Annotated in this window: 14 protein-coding genes and 3 pseudogenes; 6 read left to right on the forward strand and 11 right to left on the reverse strand. The window is 55.3% G+C overall.

Going from position 1 to position 21,161, the window contains the following annotated elements:
* Positions 1-17: 17 nt before the first annotated feature.
* Both ACSQ3H_RS06565 and ACSQ3H_RS06570 read right to left on the reverse strand, forming a co-directional pair.
* Positions 18-1,652 (reverse strand): DUF1254 domain-containing protein, encoded by a 1,635-nt coding sequence (locus ACSQ3H_RS06565; RefSeq protein ID WP_436116307.1) that lies wholly within the window; start codon positions 1,650-1,652, stop codon positions 18-20.
* 1,365 nt (positions 1,653-3,017) lie between these two features.
* Positions 3,018-4,187: a M20 aminoacylase family protein gene (locus ACSQ3H_RS06570; RefSeq protein WP_436116308.1), complete on the reverse strand. Its 1,170-nt coding sequence runs from the start codon at positions 4,185-4,187 to the stop codon at positions 3,018-3,020.
* 252 nt (positions 4,188-4,439) lie between these two features.
* On the opposite strand from ACSQ3H_RS06570, the gene ACSQ3H_RS06575 reads away from it, so the two are divergent.
* Complete coding sequence (locus ACSQ3H_RS06575; protein ID WP_436116309.1) at positions 4,440-5,555, forward strand: D-alanyl-D-alanine carboxypeptidase family protein; 1,116 nt, start codon at positions 4,440-4,442, stop codon at positions 5,553-5,555.
* Complete coding sequence (locus ACSQ3H_RS06580; protein ID WP_436116310.1) at positions 5,555-6,700, forward strand: CobW family GTP-binding protein; 1,146 nt, start codon at positions 5,555-5,557, stop codon at positions 6,698-6,700. Before ACSQ3H_RS06575 ends, ACSQ3H_RS06580 begins: the two co-directional genes overlap by 1 nt.
* 1 nt (position 6,701) lies before the next feature.
* Here ACSQ3H_RS06580 and ACSQ3H_RS06585 read toward each other — a convergent pair whose 3' ends face one another.
* The 4 genes from ACSQ3H_RS06585 to ACSQ3H_RS06600 form a co-directional block, all read right to left on the reverse strand.
* On the reverse strand, positions 6,702-6,926 hold the full coding sequence (locus ACSQ3H_RS06585) for a sulfurtransferase TusA family protein (protein ID WP_436116311.1): 225 nt from the start codon (positions 6,924-6,926) through the stop codon (positions 6,702-6,704).
* A 17-nt stretch (positions 6,927-6,943) separates the two neighbouring features.
* Entirely contained in the window at positions 6,944-8,215 is a 1,272-nt protein-coding gene (locus ACSQ3H_RS06590; protein WP_436116312.1) for a hypothetical protein, read from the reverse strand.
* A 277-nt stretch (positions 8,216-8,492) separates the two neighbouring features.
* Positions 8,493-8,768 carry an HU family DNA-binding protein gene (locus ACSQ3H_RS06595; protein ID WP_099997835.1) on the reverse strand — a complete coding sequence of 92 codons (276 nt, stop codon included), beginning with the start codon at positions 8,766-8,768 and terminating at the stop codon, positions 8,493-8,495.
* 204 nt (positions 8,769-8,972) lie between these two features.
* Positions 8,973-9,914, reverse strand: coding sequence for a LysR family transcriptional regulator (locus tag ACSQ3H_RS06600; protein ID WP_436116313.1), 942 nt, complete (start codon positions 9,912-9,914; stop codon positions 8,973-8,975).
* 168 nt (positions 9,915-10,082) lie between these two features.
* Here ACSQ3H_RS06600 and ACSQ3H_RS06605 point away from each other — a divergent pair, with 168 nt between their 5' ends.
* Positions 10,083-11,036, forward strand: coding sequence for a ring-cleaving dioxygenase (locus ACSQ3H_RS06605; protein ID WP_436116314.1), 954 nt, complete (start codon positions 10,083-10,085; stop codon positions 11,034-11,036).
* A gap of 39 nt (positions 11,037-11,075) precedes the next feature.
* Here ACSQ3H_RS06605 and ACSQ3H_RS06610 read toward each other — a convergent pair.
* The 3 genes and pseudogenes from ACSQ3H_RS06610 to ACSQ3H_RS06620 form a co-directional block, all read right to left on the reverse strand.
* Positions 11,076-12,622, reverse strand: a pseudogene (locus tag ACSQ3H_RS06610) (VOC family protein).
* A gap of 200 nt (positions 12,623-12,822) precedes the next feature.
* Entirely contained in the window at positions 12,823-12,972 is a 150-nt protein-coding gene (locus tag ACSQ3H_RS06615) for a DUF1127 domain-containing protein (RefSeq protein ID WP_106666964.1), read from the reverse strand.
* A 182-nt stretch (positions 12,973-13,154) separates the two neighbouring features.
* A pseudogene (locus ACSQ3H_RS06620) lies at positions 13,155-13,552 on the reverse strand (low affinity iron permease family protein).
* A 248-nt stretch (positions 13,553-13,800) separates the two neighbouring features.
* Here ACSQ3H_RS06620 and ACSQ3H_RS06625 point away from each other — a divergent pair.
* On the forward strand, positions 13,801-14,820 hold the full coding sequence (locus ACSQ3H_RS06625; RefSeq protein WP_436116315.1) for a diguanylate cyclase domain-containing protein: 1,020 nt from the start codon (positions 13,801-13,803) through the stop codon (positions 14,818-14,820).
* Between the two features lie 679 nt (positions 14,821-15,499).
* On the opposite strand, the gene ACSQ3H_RS06630 is transcribed toward ACSQ3H_RS06625, so the two are convergent.
* A complete protein-coding gene (locus tag ACSQ3H_RS06630; protein ID WP_436116316.1) occupies positions 15,500-16,531 on the reverse strand; it encodes an NAD-dependent epimerase/dehydratase family protein in 1,032 nt (343 codons plus the stop codon).
* 960 nt (positions 16,532-17,491) lie between these two features.
* Between ACSQ3H_RS06630 and ACSQ3H_RS06635 the strand changes: the two genes are divergently transcribed.
* Together ACSQ3H_RS06635 and ACSQ3H_RS06640 are read left to right on the forward strand one after the other, a co-directional pair.
* Positions 17,492-18,160, forward strand: coding sequence for an FkbM family methyltransferase (locus ACSQ3H_RS06635; RefSeq protein ID WP_436116317.1), 669 nt, complete (start codon positions 17,492-17,494; stop codon positions 18,158-18,160).
* A gap of 98 nt (positions 18,161-18,258) precedes the next feature.
* Positions 18,259-18,638, forward strand: a pseudogene (locus tag ACSQ3H_RS06640) (DUF6152 family protein).
* A gap of 605 nt (positions 18,639-19,243) precedes the next feature.
* Here the strand turns inward: ACSQ3H_RS06640 and ACSQ3H_RS06645 are convergent.
* Positions 19,244-20,854 carry a S10 family peptidase gene (locus ACSQ3H_RS06645; protein ID WP_436116318.1) on the reverse strand — a complete coding sequence of 537 codons (1,611 nt, stop codon included), beginning with the start codon at positions 20,852-20,854 and terminating at the stop codon, positions 19,244-19,246.
* Positions 20,855-21,161 lie beyond the last annotated feature (307 nt).

Consider the following 21,161-nt stretch of genomic DNA (forward strand, 5'->3'; position numbering starts at 1 on the left):
GAGCCCCTTTCGCCCGATTATTCGACAAGTTCAATTTCACTCAAACGCCATTCCTTGGTGAAGAAAGGCTCAAGCGGGCTATAGAGACGAAGCAGCGTGAACCAGCCTTTGTCGGGCATGGTCTGAATCCAGTTGCCACGCTTCACGCCCTCCGGTTGCTTCGGGCCGAAAAAGATTGTCGTGGAGCCGTCCGCATCGGCTTCGGCAGCGGGCGAAGGATAGGACTGGCTTCCAGCCCGCGGATAGCGTTGCGGCGTGTCGAGCATCGAGCGTGTTTGGTTGTCGTAAAGCGTAAATGACCAGAACGCGGCCGCTGGAATATTCGGCGGAAGCGTCACCTTGTAGGTTTTGCCTCCGTCGAGGTCGTTCTTGTCCGCGTCAATAAAGCCCATGAGATATTGCGAGCCAACGCGGGGAAGCCGCATGATCATGCCCGGGGAGTCGAGGGTGTAGCCGTAATAAAAGGCCGTCTTGGAATCGAGTGTCCGCGCACCAGTCGGCGGCAACGGCTCGAAGAGCCCCTCCTTGGTGATCATCGGCGGCGGCGTTTCGAAATTGGCCCCACCTTCCCACAGCATGTTGCCCCACATTGAGTTTGGGTAGTACGCCCAATCAGGATGAGACACGCTAGAGCGCCAATTCAGCATTCGTCCGGCAGCATTTCCGACCGCGGCGGCATCGGTGAGTATCTTCTTCATCCGATCGTCCGGCTTGAATTCCTTACCCTTCACGATGCCGATTGCCGCCAATTGGCCGGCAAGTTCCGGATTATAGGAATCGGCTGGCTCATCCTGAATGTTGGCGTTGATCATCTCAAAAAACGAATAATCGCTTGGCGGAATCGTATTGTATGATTTCCCGCTGGCCTCAATGATCTTGGTCTCAGGAATTGGCGGAGTGGTTTCAAGTTTTAGCTTGCCTTCAAGCGCCGTTGCAATGCTCGTGCCAACTGCACCGGGGGTGTAAGGATAAATCTTGATCGTCTTCTTGATCACCTCGACCATTGGCTTCGGATCATTGTCGGTGAGGAAGGAGCGAGCGGCATACAACACACGGTTCGTCTTTGACCGCGCTACGTAAAATCCACCGTCCGGAACGGGACCGTCATAGCCTGGGGGAAGCAGAAGATATTTTCCGCCTTCGCCACGGTCGGGGCCCGGAAATCCGACGTCGACGATCCACTGGAACCACATGTCGTTGATGGTCCCAAGTCCCTTCGGAGGCTGTTCGACCACCATGGGGCCCTTGCTCAGGTCGACGGCGCTGAAGTAGTAGATGGTGTCGGCGTTTGCCGTAAGAAACAGCGACTTGGCATCCATCAGTTCGGGATAGATGGTGACGGCATTGTCCTCCGCGCCGATGCTAAGGAGCCCTTTGCGGATCGCATAGGCGGATGCACCGCCGTAACTGTTGAGGAAGACGTCGAGGCCGCGGGTGAAATCCAGCGTGTCGCGAACTTTCTCGACAGTTGCCGCGCTTGGAGCACCGTCTTTGAATTCCAGCGTGCCAATACGGGACTCGACTTTGTCGGGCGTTACGAGGATCGCTGGAATTTCGCCTCCGGATTGGGCAAATGCTATATTTCCGCTGTTGAGATTGGCTGCCGCAATCAGGATTGCCAGCAATGAGACCTTGCTTCGGATCGATGTCATGATTGTTCCCCTGTTGATGGTACTTATGGGTTTAAAATCGACAGAACTTTCCCGTCATCTAGAAACTAAGGAGCCGCGCCAAGTCCCCGAACATCGTCTGCACCTCCTCAGTTATCATTGGATGTGATCAGAGAGATGAACTGAGCATTGACGGCATGCGCCCGTCGTTCGGCCGCCTTCGCAGTTGGCCCGCAACGGGTACGTTGGTGGGCGGGCACGGCTAAAAAGTGCATGCCCATTTCGTCCGAACTCACTTGCACGCGGCCAAAGATACGGCGCAATCAGGCAAACAGGAATCCCGTCCAGAATAAGGGCCGCGCTCTTTCTGAACGGCTTCAAGTTGGTTTGGCGATAGTTTGTGCTCCCCGCGCGTTCCGGCACCCAGATTGTTGCTCGTCTCTCTCACGAAGAGAAGTACGTAACTGTAACTACATCGGAAGCTCAATTTAGCTGCTTCTATAGTTCCAGTCTCTGGCACCAGAGAATATGTTGCGCCGGCAGCACTGTCGGACAATCCTTGAATGGTAACGGGTGCAAAGTAATCCTCGCTCGTGACGGCGAAAACTGGAACGGCGATACAGGGCTATCTCCAACTACCGACGATGGCGACGCGGTATCCGAGTGGATTTTCAAGACACCGTTAGAGCAGTTTGCTTGGGTGTCGATCTTCAGTAGATACATCCGATCCTGCGCGATGACCAAACCGACGCCGAACTGGCTTTGGCAGTTGGTCCGAGTTAGGAGGAAATCGAGTCATTCTTGGACCCGAGCCTGCGACTGAGCGATACGTTACTTTTCTTACGGCTTGCCAAAGCGCTATGGTGTCCACGAGAGGATTCGAACCTCCGACCCCAAGATTCATCCCACTTCGACTTTCGTCGCCGTCCATCGGACGTTCGTGGTCTGGACTGTCCCTCCACCGTAGGTCGAAACCCTTAGGCGCTGCCCGTCCAGTCTCTACACCTTCCCGGAATTTCTTTCGGGCTTGGCTCGGGATTGGCATGCTGCAGACAGCGAAGCTTTCCCCGACTTTGAGCAGATCCGTTATGAGGTTTCCCGTCATAACGCCCAATTTTCAAAAGGAATCTTGTGCTCTATCCTACTGAGCTACGTGGACACTTTTGGCCCAACCTCCTTAGCGCAGCATTGAGCAGGGATCAACAGCCTTCATCCAACACAGATCGGTAACATTACCGCTAGCTCAAAGCCGCGCCTGATCAGTGTTTCAGATCATAGTGGTAAAGTTTAGCGCTCTTAAAGCTGCTCTATCCTACTGAGCTACGGGACCATTTGCCCTGACATACTGTTTTTTGGCGCGGACGCCAAGTCTGAAGATACGCAGAAATTTTTGCGTTTTAATGACAATCAGGATGACGGCGGGAGAGCGCTTTCAGCCAGTTGCACCCAGTAACTGATACCGTGCGGGATCGCATCGTCGTTGAAATCATAGGAGGGATTGTGCAGCGAGGCGCTTTCACCATTGCCTATGAAAATAAAGGCGCCTGGCCGCGCTTCCAGCATATAAGAGAAATCCTCCCCCGCCATCATGGGCGCGACTTCTTCGTTGACTGCGCCATCTCCGGCCACATTCCGGGCAGTCTTTGCCGCGAAATCCGTCTCGCGAGCATGATTGAACGTTACTGGATAGTTGCGGGCATAATGGACACTTGCGCTTGCGCCCAAGGCACCGGCAATGCCCTCAGCGACCTCGATCAGGCGCTTTTCGGCAAAGTCGCGCATTTCCGGACGGAGCGTGCGGACCGTGCCGGCGAGCTCGGCCCTTTGCGGAATAATGTTATGGGCATCGCCGGCGTGGAACTTGGTGACCGACAGGACTACCGAATCGAGCGGATCGGTACCGCGCGAGACGATGGTTTGCAGCGCATTGACCAGTTGCGCCCCGATGACAACCGGATCAAGGGTCCGATGTGGCTGTGCGGCATGCCCGCCGCGACCTTCGATGGTGATGGTGAACTCGTCCGTTGCAGCCATGATCGGGCCTTTGCGAATGGCAAACTGACCGATGGGAAGTCCGGGAATATTGTGCATGCCATAGACTTCCGATATGGAGAAGCGCTCCATCATGCCGTCCTTGACCATTTCACGGCCACCGCCACCGCCTTCTTCCGCGGGCTGGAAGATAACCGCGATTGAACCGCTAAAGTTGCGGGTTTCGGCCAGATATTGCGCGGCACCCAAAAGCATTGCGGTGTGGCCATCATGGCCGCAGGCGTGCATCTTGCCGTCCGTATGGGATGCCCAGGGCTTGCCGGTAATTTCAGTGAGCGGCAGCGCATCCATATCTGAGCGCAAGCCCACAGTCGGACCTTCGCCATGACGCCCGCGAATGATGCCGACAACACCGGTGCGCCCAATGCCGGTCTGCACTTCGTCGCAACCGAACTGGCGTAGCTTTTCTGCGACGAATTGCGCGGTTTGGTGTACATCGAACATCAGTTCCGGATTCTCATGCAGGTGACGGCGCCACCCGGAAACCTCACCCTGCATTTCGATCGCGCGATTAAGCAATGGCATAAATAACTCCAACTTCACCGTAATGTGCCGCGCGTCCTTTCGGACGGGTAAAAGACGCAGTAACACTTTAATGGCGCATAATCCCTTCCAAAAATCAAAAGCGATTTTTGCGGTTATGCGTTGACAATTTCGTGCACAGAAGAAACGTGCTTTGCCTTTAGCCTGCCACATAAGATAGATAAGGCCATTGCCGCTCGGCGTGAAGCACGACTTAATGCCTAGAACTCAGTACAGACAGGTCGGATTTCAGGAATGCGGAAAACTGTAGCGCTCTTTCTCTCGGGTTGTGTGATGATCGCCGGGATGGCCGCTGAATCCACGGCGCTCGCTGGTGCGAACATTACCGTCGATGCCGGTAATGGCGAAATCCTCTCCCAGGAAGATGCTTTCCAGCGCTGGTACCCGGCATCACTGACCAAATTGATGACAGTCTATGTGGCATTCCGGATGGTCGCGTCCGGCCAGATTACTTTGGATACCCCAATCAGGATTACGGCGCTTGCTGCAAAACAGCCGCCAAGCAAGATGGGGTACAAGGTCGGCTCCGAACTGACGTTGGACAATGCGCTCAAGATTATGATGGTCAAGTCCGCCAATGATATTGCCATGGCGGTCGGCGAGACGCTGGGCGGTTCTTCAGACAAGTTTGCCGTGCTCATGAATGACGAGGCCAAACGTCTGGGCATGACAGGCTCGCATTTCGTCAATCCCAATGGGCTTCATTCGGACGACCATTATACGACCGCGCGTGATCTCGCGATTCTGACGCTGCAACTGCGCCGTGAATTTCCGCAATATGCGCACTATTTCGACATCGAAGCCATCGACTATGGCGGCAAGAAGCTTCAGCCCAATCTGAATGCGCTTATTGGCCGGTTTCAGGGTGCCGATGGCATGAAGACCGGCTTTGTTTGCCCCTCCGGTTATAATCTGATCGGTTCTGCAACTCGCAACGGCCGGACAATCATCACCGTCGTCTTGGGCGAATTGAAACTGACAACGCGGGCGACGAAAGCAGCGGAACTGCTTGCCAAGGGCTTCGAGACCCAAGGCAGTGGCACGACGATCGAGACGTTGCAGCCTTATGGTGCGCCGACTCGCGACGTGGCCGTCAACATGCGCCCGAGTGTTTGCTCGAAAGAAGCCGGATCCGATACGTGGGATGGCAAAGACCTGGAAGGGCACATCGTTCAGGGATCGCCATACATGAACAGGATGGATCATGAACCGGCCGTGGAAAAGGTTGCGCTGCTGCCGGCGAAAATCAATTCAATGGGGATGGAGTTGAACCGGATCCCGGTTCCGATGCCGCGGCCTGAGCGCTCGTCGCTGACGGATGCAAGCGACGCCTTGAAGGCAGTGAATTAATGGCCGACGCCCCCATACCGGTCTCGGTACTAACCGGCTTTCTGGGGTCGGGAAAGACGACGTTGCTCAACCGACTGTTGAAGGATCCGGCTCTTGCCGATACGGCGGTGATTATCAACGAGTTCGGCGATGTCGGCATAGATCATCTGCTTGTCGAGAAGGCTAGTGAGGGGATCATAGAGCTTTCCGACGGCTGTCTGTGCTGCACTGTACGGGGCGAGTTGGTCGATACGCTCTCGGATTTGATCGACCGATTGCAGACGGGAAAATTGCAGCGGTTGAAGCGGGTGATCATCGAGACGACCGGCCTTGCTGATCCCGCACCGGTTCTGCATGCTATCATGGGACATCCGGTCCTGTTGCAGGCTTTCCGTGTCGATGGGGTGATTACCACCGTCGACGCAATCAATGGCATGGCGACACTTGATGCGCACGAGGAAGCCGTGAAACAGGCTGCTGTCGCTGATCGCATCGTCATAACCAAGACGGATTTGCCGGGCGCCGAAAAAAACCTGCCGGCATTGCGTGCAAGGCTTGCTGCGTTAAATCCGGGCGCTGACCTGATCGATGCAGGCGACCAGCGCACGGGATATGCCGCGTTGTTCGAGTGCGGTGTCTACAATCCCGAGACCAAAACGATCGATGTGCAGCGCTGGCTGAAAACGGAGGCTTATCGTGATCGTGAGCGTGATCGCGGTGGGATTGATCATAGTCACGATCATGGCCACCACGAGCACCATCACCATCATCACGACGTCAACAGGCACGACGCGGCGATCCGATCATTCTCGCTCAAACACGATACACCGATACCGCTGTCCAGCCTAGATATGTTCCTTGATCTGTTGCGTTCGGCGCATGGCGAAAAATTGCTGCGCGTGAAGGGCATCGTACAATTGGCAGATGATCCGGAGCGGCCTCTTGTCATACATGGTGTACAGCAGATTTTTCATCCGCCGGCACGGCTGGCGTCGTGGCCGAATGGTGTTCGCGAAACGCGTCTCGTCATGATCGTCAAGGATTTGCCGGAGAGCTACGTCACCCAACTGTTTAATGCATTTCTGGGCCAACCTCAGATCGACATGCCGGATCGCGCTGCGCTCTTCGATAATCCATTGGCGATTTCCGGTGTTAAATTAGGCTGAATCAGCCGCATTCAATGTGAAATCGGTGGCCGCCGTCGATGCTGAGTGTTTCGATCAGCCTGTGACCCTCGGTCAGGCAAAAATTCGGCATGTCGATGACAGCCAGAGGGTCACTTGTTTCAACCCATATGCGGTTGCCAGCAACCATATCGGCAAGTTTCCTGCGTGTCTTGAGCACCGGCAAGGGGCAATTTAAACCCCGAAGATCGTATATCTCGGCGTTCATAATGTTCTCTCTGCTGGCTAGTTGCCGATAATCTTCCACCAGGGCTTCTTGGCCGGAGCCGGCTGTTCAGCGGCAGGTGCGGCGCCTTCCGGCGTCAGCGCGGCAGTGGTTTGCGGCACGGCTACGGGCTGCTGTGTTACCGCGGTAGCTGATGGAACCGGCGACGGTGCCAGTGTGATGGGCGCAGGTGCAGCCGAGGCGATGCTCTTTCCCATGCGTGTTCTCTTGGAGGCTTCGCGCTCTTCCTTGGCTTTGTCGGCTGCTACCGCGGAGGCAAGGCGAACCATGACCTGCGGCTTCGTTGCCGCGTCCTTGTCCTGCGGTGAAAGGGACGGCGGCTCCTGTGTCACGCGTTCACCGCGAGCACGACGAGCGCTCCAGTCAGCGATGATTTTCGCTTCTGCGATGCCCTGAATAGAGCGGCTAGGCGGTGTAATCTTACCCTTGCCGACCATGGACGAGAATGCCGTTTCATAGCTGGTCTGATACGACTGATAGGCCATCTTCAGCGATTCAGGCTGATCCGAAGGCGGGCATGTGGCGGTGGCGGCAATTGGCGCATTTGGATCGGAAGTGTGGTTGAAGACATATTTCTTCTCGCAAACGTCCACTTTCGGCGGCACCTTGGTGATCTCGAAATGATCGTAGCCTTCCTTCAGGTTCTTCCAAAAGCCATAGTTCGGATCGTCGCGATATCTCGCCATGTTGGCCGCGGTCATACGGAATGGAAACGCCTCGAGCTGGATCGATTCTTGGCCGCCCTTGAAAGCATCCCGGGCGAAGGCATAAATCTGTGCAACTTGTGCATCAGTCATCGAATAGCAGCCCGAGGACGAGCACGCGCCATGTACCATCAAATTGGCACCGGTACGGCCAAGGGCGCGGTCCAATGCATTGGGAAAGCCGGTGTTGAACGAGAGGTAATAGCTCGATTTCGGATTCATCTGCGCCGGGCGCACTGCATAGAACCCTTCAGGTGCCTGGCGGTCACCCTCGATGAACTTCGGGCCAAGCTTGCCGGACCATTTGCAGATCTGGTAGTTGGTGACCATGTCGTAACGGCCATTGTCCTTGCGTTTCCATACTTCAAGGACGCTTTCTTCCTTGAATATGCGAAACATGACAGGCGATGTGAGGCTCATGCCCTTCGCCTTCATGCTCTGGACGAGCTTCTCCGGTAGCTGCGTGCCTGCACCATTCGGGGATAAATCATCGACCGATGAGTTTTGGCAACTCGCCACAAGCAGAGTGAGCATCAGTGCCGCAAGGATATGTGCCAGTGTCTTCATTATTGCAGCTGTTACCAGTTCGCCGATTGTGTTCGCAAGGGCCCCAAAACGCGCGGATATCTGATCCGCCACATCATAAATGCATCCGTTATAGTTGATAAAGCCTTACTTCAATTACGCAAATTGCTCAATCGCGCAAACGTCACCTGCAACGAAGACAGGGCGGATTTATGGCAAAGTCCTCTGTTTCTTAATGCGGCGGTGGCGCCTTTGGCCCGAACCAACAAAAAAGGCGGCGCACCCGCACCGCCCTTTTTGAATTTCACAGCGAACGGAATCAGCCGTTCAGCGCATCTTTCAAGGCCTTTGCAGGCTGGAAGGCGACCTTCTTGGAAGCTGCGATTTTGATCGTTGCGCCCGTAGCAGGGTTGCGGCCTTCGCGAGCTGCGCGCGACTGTACCTTGAACTTGCCGAAGCCTGGCAGCGAAACTTCATCGCCGGCGACGACGGAATCGGTGATACCCTTAAGAACGCTATCAACAATCGCCTTGGACTGAACCTTTGTAAGACCCTGATCAGCGACGAGCTTTTCAATGAGATCGGACGTATTCATTTTGGCGGTTTCCTCAGTATATTCGTTGATCGGAGGCGTCTGTATGGCACGCGATTCCCGCCCTGTCATCAGCAAGAACGCCCAAAATGCGGGTTTATACCCAGTGTTTACAGGGTTTTTTTCAAAACCGGCTATGAAATTCGAGATTGCGCTCTGAAGAGGCTTGCAAACCGCATTAGGTGATTCGGGTGGTGCAGGGCCAAATTAAGGTCGTTCAGCATGGAACGCATCGGTCATTTGCCAGATGGGCGGGTCACCAATATGACGTACGAGATGGTCTATGAAGGATCGGACCTTGGCCGAGACTTGCCGTGTCGGCGGATACACCGCATATATTCTGTAGGGAAGTGGCGCAGCCTCAGGCAGCACTGGAATGAGTGTACCCGCGCGCAGGGCGTCGGCGGCGATGAACATAGGGAGCAGTACCAGCCCGAGCCCGGCGATTGCCATATCGCGCATCGCCTCGCCATTGTTGGCGACGATGCGGCCATGCATGGCTACTGCGATTGGTTCACCGGGAGAAGCCGGATTCTCGAACTGCCACAATTGGCTGGTATTGACGTTCGAATAGTCGATGCACGCGAAAGAACTCAGTTCTTCGAGTTTACTTGGCAAACCGTTGGCCGCTGCGAAATCCGGGCTGCAGCAAATAACGCGAGCATCGGTGCAAAGCTTGCGAGCAATGAGGCTTGAATCCTTGAGTATGCCGATGCGTATGCCGACATCGTAACCGCCTCGCACCAGATCGACCATCCGATCTTCGAATTCCACGGCGACCTCCAACTCAGGATATTGCCGGGCGAAGTCAGCGATCATTCGTCCAAGATAAAGCGTACCGAATGACATTGGAGCGGCAATCCGTAAACTACCGCGAATAGCGCTGTGCCTCTCGCCAACTGTGTCGGCGGCCTCGATAATTTCTCGAATGAGGGGCCTGATGCGCTCGACAAAGTCGCGGGCGTTGTCGGATGCCAGCAACTTACGTGGTGAGCGCTGGAACAGTTCTATGCCCAGTGCGCCCTCAAGATCGGAAATACGCTTGCTTACTACAGATTTCGAAAGGTTGAGGCGCGCGGCCGTCGCCGTGACGCTGCCGGTTTCCATTACGTCGAGAAAAGTGAGAAGATCATCGAAGCGCCACTTCATGGTTTTGTTATAGTGGACGTTAGGTCGGTTTTAAAGACTAGCGCGAGCGCTTTGTTCGTTTTGGTCGAACATAGGTTGCAGATATTCGCTCTTTATTGGTGGACTGGCAACGCAGATATTCACTCCAACGGCGATAGTGCCCGAACGAACCAATTTCAGGAGGCTTCGATGAGCTTACAACTGACAGGCATTCACCATCTGACTGCCGTAACGGCGAACGCGCCGGAAAATCTGCGGTTCTACACCCAAACGCTTGGGCTGCGGCTGGTCAAGAAGACTGTCAACCAGGACGATACAAGCGCCTACCATCTATTCTATGCAGATGGAGAGGCAACCCCTGGCACGGATCTGACCTTCTTCGACTGGCCAGTCGGTCCTGAACGTCGCGGTACGCACAGCATTTCGCGTACAGGTTTGCGTGTTGGCAGCAAAGCCAGTCTGGAATGGTGGAAAGCTCGCTTCACCGAACTCGGCGTGAAATCCGGTGATATCGCTGAAATCGGTGGCTACGGCTCGCTCGATTTCGAAGATGGCGAAGGACAACGGTTCCGGCTGATCAATGATGGCGGCGCCGGAGCGTCGCACCCGTGGGACAAAAGCCCTGTTCCCGCTGAGCATCAGATCCGCGGGCTCGGCCCAATCACCCTCAGCGTGCCCGACATTACCAACACGGAAGCGATCCTTCTTCATGTAATGAACATGCGTCAGGTCAATACCTACCCATCTCCGGATGGTGCGGGCCATGTTCATGTGTTTGCAATGGGCGAGGGCGGTCCCTCTGCTGAACTGCACGTGGCTGTTCAACCGGATCTACCTGCTGCAAGGCAGGGTGCTGGTGCTGTGCATCACGTCGCATTTCGCGCGCCGGACGTGCAGCAATTGCATGAATGGACGGAACGGCTGAAGGGTTTCCGCATGCCGTCCAGCGGCGAGGTTGAGCGTTACTACTTCCGCTCGCTGTATTTCCGCGAGCCGAACGGCATTCTGTTCGAAATCGCCACGGATGGTCCGGGCTTCACGGTCGACGAGCCTTTGGAAACTCTTGGCGAGCGCCTGTCGCTGCCGCCGTTCCTCGAAGGCAAGCGTGCTTCTATCGAAGCCGGACTCAAGCCTTTGGTGTGAGACTAACGAAACAGGCCTGATAAACTCCGGCCTGCTTTTCTACAACCTCAGCCATTGCTGGATGGCTTCGATGTCATGAGGGCCGGTCTCGTGACCGGCGGACACAGCTTTGATGGCGATATCAGCGCCAGACTGCTGCAATTCCGCTTCAAGCGCGGGCGCATGTGATCCAAACAGATCGTGGTCGCCGGTAACTGCGAGAATCCTTGCTCCGCTGAGATCGGCTTCCGGTGTATTCTCCAATACTTTCGTTGCGCGCAACAACACCGCATTGCGGACAAGGCCCGGATGCAGCTGCATCATTGCGGCAAGCATGTTCGCGCCGTTGGAAAAGCCTAGAAAGGTGGTCTTTTGCAGATCTAACCCATAGGCTTCAACCGCTCCTTCGATGAAGGCGGCGAGCGCTTCCGCCTCCGACCGAATGTCCTTCTGATCAAAGCTGAGCGGTCCGTAGCGCCGGAACCAGCGGGACGAGCCTTCTTCGTTGCTGCGGCCACGCAGACCGATCAATGTTGTATTGGGTGAGGCCTTTGCAGCGAGAGGCATGAGGCTGGTTTCACTACCGCCAGTGCCATGGAGGAGGATCAGCGTTTGTCCGTTCGGATGGTCCGGCGTGTAGACCCGGTGAATAAACGGAAGCTCGCGATAGATGAAACGTTCCTCTTTCGGCAAGCCGAATTGCGGCAGCGTTACTTTCAGGTTTTCGGCTTCCTCAGCGAAATGTGGTGGGATGAACAGTTCTGTGCCAAGCGTCTGGGGTGTTCGTCTACGAGCATCCCCGGTCCGTCAGTTGCCATTTCGAACAGGCTACCACCGGGCTCGCGCACATAGATCGAATGGAAATATTTGCGATCGTGTAACGCCGTTGCGGCGGCTCCGCTCGCGGTCAAGCGATCATAGGTTGCAGCTATCTCGGAAATGTCCGCAGCTCGAAACGCGATATGATCAATTGTTCCGGTTCCGGGCGCAGAGCTCCAGAGACCTGTAGCGTCGCGAACGTCGATACAATCGCCGGACGTTGAAACCATTCTTGTGATCGTTTCGGTATGGTCATTTGCAATGAATGAAAAATAATCGGCGAGGAAGGCGCGCGTCTCTTGCGGGTTTTCAGTGAGAATCGTTGCACCGCGGATGCGGCGTATCGCATCGGCTCGAGGAATTTCGTCATTTACCCAAAGATCGCCGGCCTTTACAGCCTGTGTTCCGACGAGCTTCACAATCACACCGTCGGGATCATGCAAGCGCAGAACCGGTTCGCCAAATTCCTGTACGGGTCCTGATGTTGCAATGTTGAATTGCAGGGCACGCGTCAGCCAGAAGCCGATACTTTCGGGGGCAATAGCGAGCGAGATTTCACTCGGTTGCCCGTATCCGACACGACCCGGGGAGCCATCTTCCCACACAAGAAAAGTAACGAGCGATCCCGGCGTTGCCGAGGCATCTCCATACAAGAGATGGAGCTGCGTCGCGTCTTCATAACCGCCCGTACGCTTGACGAGGCGTAGACCGAGAAAGCCGACATAGAAGTCGACATTTGCCTGAACATTACGCGTGATCAGGGTGATGTGATGGATACCGCCCGTCATGAATCCCCGCCTGTCGATACACCACTGTTACGGGCTAGGAAGCAGCGACGCAACGCTGAGAAGAGCATTTCCAAAAAACAACACCCACCGCGGGAGGAGCGGTGGGTGCTATTTGTAAAGACCGGCTGGGAGGAGAGTCCCGGTCTTCAGACCATCCGCGGCTTGGGAGGAGGAGTGCCCCGGAGGTTAATCGAATTCTATTACTGAGCCGAAGCGGCCTTCTTGGCGACGAAGGAGATATCGCCGCGGGAAATGCCGAGGTCATTCAGTTCACGTGCGGACAAGCGGTTCAGTTCTGTGACCGTGTCACGATAGCGGCGCCAGTTATTGTAAGAGCGGATCAGGTTCATTTCACTCACCTTATAATCTTTTGTTTGTTTGATCATTTTTCGATCATGCTGCTCATATAGTAGACAGCCTCTGGAACTTGCAGTGACAAGTTTGCATAGCTGCATTGCAACGAAATGAGGGATCGGTTCCGCGAGATCTGATGCACTCGACGCCTGAAAACCGGGAGGTTTCTCTTTAAAAATCAGGTCTGTGCTTTTGCCTTTGACGTTTTCAACGATGAACGGCGTTCCGTCGACTTGTCTGCCGCCCGTTCCGCCAACACCTTGTCGGCTCTTTTGGCAGCAGCTTCGCATTGCTTGCGAAATTTTTCGACTTCTTCTTCCGGCAGATGCTCAATGCCGATGAAGGCATTTCTGGCTTTGCCTACACGCAGCAACTCATCGAGTTTTGCCTGGATCGCTACGCCATCGCGGTTTTGCGTGTTCTGGATAAGAAAGACCATCAGGAAGGTAATAATAGTCGTGCGGTATTGATTAGGAGCTGCCAGGTGTCGGAGAAGCCGAAAATAGGGCCGCCCACGCCCCATACCAATATGATGAGGCAACAAAGTATGAAGGTAAGGGGTTTGCCTGCCACCAGCGCAACCTAATTCGCAATCTGTGTGAACAATTTGTCAAACATGATGTCCTCCCGGCAGCAAGCAGCGAAGAGATAACTTGGCGCAGCTTGAAATGTTCCACGAGGGGCTGCGATCCGCCGAGGGATATGAAAAATGGAGAAGACCATAGAGAAATGGCGCGCCTGGCGAGATGAAGCGCTGTACAGAAAGCGTTAATTGCTTCAGCATCAATATGTGCGTCGCGCCATGAAAGACAACAGAGCTCAATATGTCCGATATCCCAAGTACCGAACTGAGCGATGCCGATACCGTCGTTCGCTTGACGGCGGAACTAGGGGCAAAGGAGTCTCTAATCCGCGAGCAAGCCGCCGCACTCACGCACATTCGTAAGATATTCGCGAGAGCGTCTGTAGCGGCCAGGATTGGTGTATGGGAATGCAGCCTTCCTGACGAGACATTGCAGTGGACCGACGTGGTCTACGACATTTTTGATCTTCCACGTGGGTCAATCCTTGATCGGACTGAAATCGTTAAATGTTACCCGGAACAGACGGCAAAAGAGCTTCACAGACGGCGAACCAGAGCAATCGAGGATCGCAGTGGTTTCAGTATGGATGCGGAGATCATCACAACGAAGGGCAATCATCGATGGATACGGTTGACCGCAACAGTCGAGTGTGAAGAGGGTGTTCCTGTCCGCATTTTTGGCATGAAACAAGATATCACCGAGCAAAAAATTCTTTTGGATCGGACGAAGTACCTGGCAGAATACGATCTCATGACTGGGCTGGCAAATCGAAGCCAGTTTCAGTCAAAGCTTTCGGATATTTGCGAACGTGACGGCGATGGGAATTCCTGCGGAGCGCTGCTCCTTGTCGATCTCGACGGTTTCAAGAATGTCAATGACACATTGGGTCATGCTGTTGGGGACGATTGCTTGAAAGAGATTGCTGATCGTCTCAAGAGTGTTTGCGGCGAGGCAGAGATTGTCGCAAGAATCGGGGGCGATGAATTCGGAATTCTATTGGGACTTCATTTTAGTCCGACTGCAACTGCAAACCTTGCCCATGAGATCGTCGAAGCTCTAAGCAGGCCTGTTCTTCATTGCGGTCAACAGATCAAGCTCGGTGCCTCCGTCGGAATTGCACTTGTCGATGGGTGCGCACAATCAGAGCTCTTCAAGAAAGCGGACACTGCTCTTTACGCAGCTAAGGCCGCTGGCCGGAATACGTTCAAAATATTCGAGCGTGATGATGTTTCGCATGTGAGAGGGCCGCGCGCCGCATAGAGCGATATCGAGAAGCGCCAGCACCGGCCATCCAGGCTGGAAACCATGACGGATAACAGAACCAATTGATGCAGTGGGCCACCACCGATCGCTGTTATCCCGTTGGCCGTGGCAGTTCCGCCAATTCGGCCATGTGACCCGAGTGTGACTTGGCGACATCGTTTGGAAGCGCAAACGATTGTAGCGCCACGAGTTTATCCCTACGTCGACGAGCATTGTCGTTGCGTCCTCGCCGCAGGTAATTAATTGAACGCCCCTCCTCGTCGTCGAGCCCGGCGGTCTGCCCCTGATACTGCGCCAAACGAAGATGCGTGCCTGAAGGCGGCGGTGCCGCATCCGGATCGCTCTTCTCGATGACCACGAACGCAACGATACATGCGCTCGCCTATGGCCGCCGAGCGACGTAACCGTAGAAGTTGCTGGCACCGAAGAAGATGCCCTCCACAGAATCTTTCCGGAGGCTTTCGGCCCAGACATCCGTCTCCTGCTCAGTCATGACGCCGGATTTGGGAAGCAACCGGCGAAAGGACTCAATAGCGGTTGCCCAGAAGTCCGCCTTGCCCCCTTTTGTTCTAAATAGATTCTTGAAATTATGGCAGGGTTCGATGCTCGATCCGAGGAGCCTCGCTGCTTCCGACATGGCCGAGTGGGCAGGGCGTCGTTGAGTTCGACATGATCATCATGGTCGGCGCTCGTGCCGGCTTATTGAAGCCAGCCCCTGACGCAGCTTTGTGGTCGATGCAGACCACACTTTTCGGATATCGAGGAGCTTGGAACGGTTCAGTGGCCGCCCGCTTGCCGCGAGTGTGTCGGACAATTCTTCAATTCGTCGTGCGGGATTTTCAACAGCGTCCCAACCCGTCGATTGCAACTTCGCCGAGCTTGCTACGAGGTCGCTATTCAGTCTTCTCCGACGATCGTTCTGGCCTGTCATTCGTGCCGCAATGTTCAATATCCAAGGCGGGCAGGAAAACAAACTGTGATTCCGGCCCAGACCGCGACGCATGGCGGCGACTATCTCCGGTATGGTTACCGGAATCCTGTCCGAAACGATGAACGTGCCGCCATCTGTGCTGGCCTCGTTCAGGCAATGAATGATCGCCCGGCAAAGCGCCCCGCGATCAAGCAGGGACCGTTTACCGGTCAGTGAATTCAGCGGCAGCGGCAACGGCAAGGCTGCGAGCCTCAGGAGCATGGCCATGTTGCTCTTCATACCGGCGCCATAGACGAGAACCGGTCGTAGAATCGTATAATTTCCACGGATCAGCGCCGCGGCAACTTCGGCCTCGGCAGCGAGCTTGGCGCGTCCATAGTCATCGGTCGGTTGCGGAGGATCGCTTTCCAGCGCGATACCCTCATGGAGGCTTCCGCATTGGGCACGTACCGTTGAGACGAAGACGAATTTGCCCGATATGGTTTTATGCGCAGCCCTTGCCAGTTTGGCCGTCAGGACGCAATTCACGGAATGGTAAGTGTCAGCAGACACGGCAAACTGCGGGGTGTGGATGGCCGCCAGATGCACAATATGGTTGACTCGACCGAGAATGTGCTCGAAAGCCTCGACAGGTTCGTCCGGTGACGGCAGACGGACCCATTCCATGCCATTGCGGCCAAATTTATCCGGGTTTCGCGTGGCGACGATCACCCAATATCCATTCGCCTTCAATTGCGCGACAAGTTCCACACCGATGAAACCCGAAGCTCCTGTCACGAGGATAGCGCCCGTTGCTATTGAAGACGCCTCAGGGTGGCTGAGACGGAGTCCCAGACATCTTTCTTCCTCATAAATTGCTTCCGTTTCCACGGAAAGCGGCACATTTTCGTACTAGCGTACTTTGCTTCCATGGGCCAACTTCGGTTTGGCCAGGTGCAATACGCCTTTATTATCTTTTTCAGTAGCAAATCTCGGCAGCGAATTCCCCCATGTTCCGAAGATATTTTGACATTGCGGGCATCGAATGATGGTCTCAGCCGTTAGCAGCCGGGGCGATACGACAATGATGCGATTGCAACGGTCGCACTCAAATTCAGGATGGTGAAAGGTCGTCATCCGATATTCCAGCGAGTATGAACAACAGAATAGTTTATCAACATTGACGCGGATTGAGAGTCGGCAATTGTGGGTACCACCTAATCTCTTTGATATTGGGTCGACCGTCTCTTGAGATGCTGTGATCGTTCGATTTCCCAGTTCGTCGCGCTCTAATATGAGAATTGAGTTCGATTGATCCCGGAGCTGCCGCACTGGGGCGTGATGAAGTGCTGTCGCCCTAGATATAGCGCCCGCTGCTATAACGATTTTCCATTTGTAAGTGGATCGCCGCCACATAGGTATATGTCCTGAATGATGCAGGAACCAGATTCATCATTTCCGCCACAGCCTATCCTCCAGCGCAGCTCCACCTCTGAGCTTAGATAGCGGAAATAGATGCCAGCACCGCAGGCCGACGCTCCCACAGCCGTGGAATTCGGTAAGTCTTTCGGTCAACTGGACAGACTTTCATGCCCTGCTACTCTAGTGGAGACGGGGGCGGGGAGGTGAGCCATGCCGGAGCGGACGGTCTTTGATCGGACTAGGGACATGGTCCGCCTGTTCTGCGAGTTTGGCCCTGGGATGCAGCCTCTGAGGTTCCTTTGGGCCCTAGCCAACGGTAAGTCCGAAGATCGGCAGATGTCGTTCTACTTGCGATCGCTGGGCCGCCAACCGATATGGGTGCGGCCGGGCACGAGCGATCTCGTCGTGCTCTATGAGACGTTCGGCGCCGCTTACGATATGCCACCAAAAGTCCTTTCGCCGGAAAACACGACACGCATCTGGGATCTTGGCGCCAATATCGGCCTAACCGTGGCTCGCTACGCCGTAGCGTTTCCGCGGGCCAGGATCAGTGCGGTGGAGTTGGATGCGGCCAATGCCGATCTCGCCCGCCGCAATGTCATCGCCTTCGCTTCGCGCTGCGAAGTCATCACCGGCGCTGTCTGGGTCGAGGATGGTGCGATTCAGTATGTCCTCGTCGAGGGCATGGAACACGGAGCGCACGTGACCGGGGATCCTGTTGGCTCTCAGACACGGTCGGCGCCAGCTTGGTCGCTCGATACCCTGCTCAAGGACGATGAGCGTGTCGACTTCATCAAGATGGATATCGAGGGGGCAGAAGCGCTGGTGCTCAAGCAGAATACAGAATGGGCAGGCAAGGTCGGCTGCCTCAAGGTTGAATGCCACTCACCCTATACGGTTGCGCAAGCCGCCGCCGACCTCGAGGCACTCGGCTACGATGTCGAGCGGGACTCGAAACACTGGGCCTCAGTCCTCGCGCTCAAGCCGGGCCTGCTTTCCCACTAGCATTATGTCAGAATTATTTGAACTGGTACGCAGTTGGTGCGAGACTTTCCCCATTCGGAACCCTGTATCTCATGCGAAGCCGGAGGGAGGCAGATATGATGACGAATTTGTACGGAAGGTTTCTCGGCGGCGTCATACTGACGACGGTGATTATCTCGGGTGCTGGGGCGCATCACGGCTGGTCCCGGGCCGAGGCCGATCAGAGCTCAAGGGCGTGATCCGTGAACTCTGTATCGGCCCACCGCATCCAACGCTCGATGTGGAAACCGCGAATGATGGTCTTTGGCGTGTGGAACTCGGCAACCCGCGTCAGACTGAACGCTCAGGTTTTGTCCACGACTCGGCAAAGATCGGCGATGAAGTCGTCGCACTCGGCAATCGGTCCACCGATCCAGGCGAAAAGCGGATGAAGGCAGTGCGGATCGCGGTGGGCGGAAAGACATTTGATATCTACCCCGAGCGCATAAAGACGAACTGATCAGCGCTCTGATGGAGTTTTTGCAAGTGCTTTCCGAATGGCCTGGAGCGGTTATGCTCCGGCGGTTCCAGATCGCCTATCTGCTTGTCAACGCTGCGCACATCATTTCGGTCGGTCTTGTCTTGGGCGCTATCATGACGCTTGATCTTAGAGGCCCATCGCATACATTCACAATGCCGCTTTCCTCATCAAGGTTGGGCTAGTCGGTTTAGGTATCGCCAACGCTTTGCTGCTCAATCACAATCGCTATTGGCGGCTCGCACTTATGAACAGTGGGCCGCACAGGAGAGTGCAGCCGTCAGCATTCCTATCTTTGGCCCTTTGGGTCAGCGCCATAATTGCCGGTCGGTGGATCGGGTTTCTCTAAATCAATATTCGAGCCTGATCACATTGCTATAGTCGCCTATCTGGAAAAGCCATCCATCCGATCACACTAAAACTGGCGGGAATGCCGCTCTGCGATATCGCGCGACCGCTAAGGGCCCTTCGACGAATAGATATATATATATATATCTACCGTCACATGTCTGGCGGTGAGTGGGAGTGATCGATCGGGCCCTCTCAACATTCCGACGACTAACCAGCGCCGAAAACCGTGTCCTCCATTATTCCCCTTGGGCCTTTCCCATCTGCCCGGAAAAGAAGCCCCTTGCATCCGTACTCAGGTCATGCCGGGAGCTTGGCCGCGTGTAGAACATATGGCCGCCACGATAAAGCTTGAGGCCGACCCGGCCCGCTGCAAGCGACGAGGGCAGATGGTCGATGACATATTTGCTGATCCCATACGGCGTTATTGCATCGCTATAACCCTGCGCTACCAGCAAGTGGAAAGACGGTATGACCGAGAGCAAGTCGCGAATATCGTCGGTCGCGCTAGCCTGAGCTCGCGTACCGCCGTTCTCGCCGCGACGGCTCCATTTCCACCGATCGTTCACATTCTCCGCGAGCAGCGTGTAAGTCAATTCCGTGCGGAAACCAAGTTCATTACGGGCGTAGCTGGCGAAAGCCGCGCCGTATGCACGTGTGAATCCGTCAAGGACGGGATCGTTGCTGCGGTCGGCATCGGATTCGGGATAGGGGTCTGAAACGGCAAAGGATGCGTCATAGGGACTGACAACCTCAAATTCATCGCTCTTCGAGTGTTTGACATAAGCGTCCGTGAGAAAGCCGCGCGTCCGGCTCACCACCGCTTCGGGTATGCCGGTTAATTGTGAAACCCGTGCATAGAAGGCTTTTGCCTTGTTCCCCGACGGTTCAGGTCCCGCAAGTGTCACAAGGTAGTCCGTCATGGCGAATTGTTCCGCTTCCCGGATTTCGTTCAGGCTGAAGGCTTTTCGGCGTTCCAGTTCCGCAGCCGCAAGCGAAGGAAGTTGGAGGGCAGCCCCCAATGGATATTGGCTCGCCCCGAACAAAAGCTGCCCCTCAATCAGCGGCGACAGCATGATAATTCCCGAGACAAGAATGCCCTGGTCATCCTTGAGCGCAGAGGCGACTTTTGCAGCGCGAAAACCACCATAACTCTCGCCAAGCAGATACTTCGGAGAGGCCATGCGCTCATTGTGATTGACGTAGAGTGCGATCGTCTTGGCAATGCTCTCCGCATCTTGGCCAACCCCATAGAAATTCGAAGCAACGCTAACGCTCGCCGCACGGCTCCAACCCGTACTGACAGGATCGATCAGCACAAGGTCAGTGAACTCCAGCCAACTATCCGGATTGTCCACGAGCGTTGGGCTGGTGCCACCCTGTCCGTTTGGGCCGAAATCGAGAATGCGCGGCCCAACCAGCCCAAGGTGGAGATAGGCTGAGGCGGCTCCCGGTCCGCCGTTGAAGGCAAAGGTGAGCGGGCGGCCGGGTTGTCTGTTCCGCGCGACGTAGGCGGTATAGAAAATCTTGGCGGTCCGAGCCCCATCTTGGCCGAAGAGGCTGAGTGTGCCCGCGGTCGCGGTGTAGGTAAGTTCCTGCGTTCTGGTCTTTAAGACGTGATCGGTCACCGAATCCGTGGGCAGGAGGCTAAAAATGTCCGTGGAAGTGTCCCCTTCCGTCCTGGGAGGGTTTGCCTGTTCGTCACCGCTGGAAGATGGCTGAGATTGCGTGGCCGTCGCATTTTGCTTGTTCGTGCCAGTATCCTGCCGTACTTCACCTTGCGCAAAGGCGGGTGAGGCCACAAGTGCAAAGGCGACGACAAGAGACGGAATGATGCGATGAAAATACAAGCTCTTTCTTTCCTTCAAGGCGGACCCGGAAACGACGAAAGAGTGTATTGCGATTTGCCGGGAAGAGGAAACTCAACACATATTGATCCGAGGTCTGGATTTTGCGAAACCAAGTCTTGCCCGGTTCACCGCCTATCACCAGGCCGCTTGGTGGCTTACAAAGCGCCTCACACAGGCGCTTTGTAAAGATTGCTGTTTCTGCCAGAATGGCTTCACTCGACCTTCAATGCTGCCTCATGATGGGGCTCAGAAAGCCGAAACGTGCTATCTGCAAAACCGTGTCGAACACGAAGGTCGCAGCGCCGTC

This window comes from Phyllobacterium sp. LjRoot231 (assembly GCF_964253365.1).
Classification (GTDB): domain Bacteria; phylum Pseudomonadota; class Alphaproteobacteria; order Rhizobiales; family Rhizobiaceae; genus Phyllobacterium.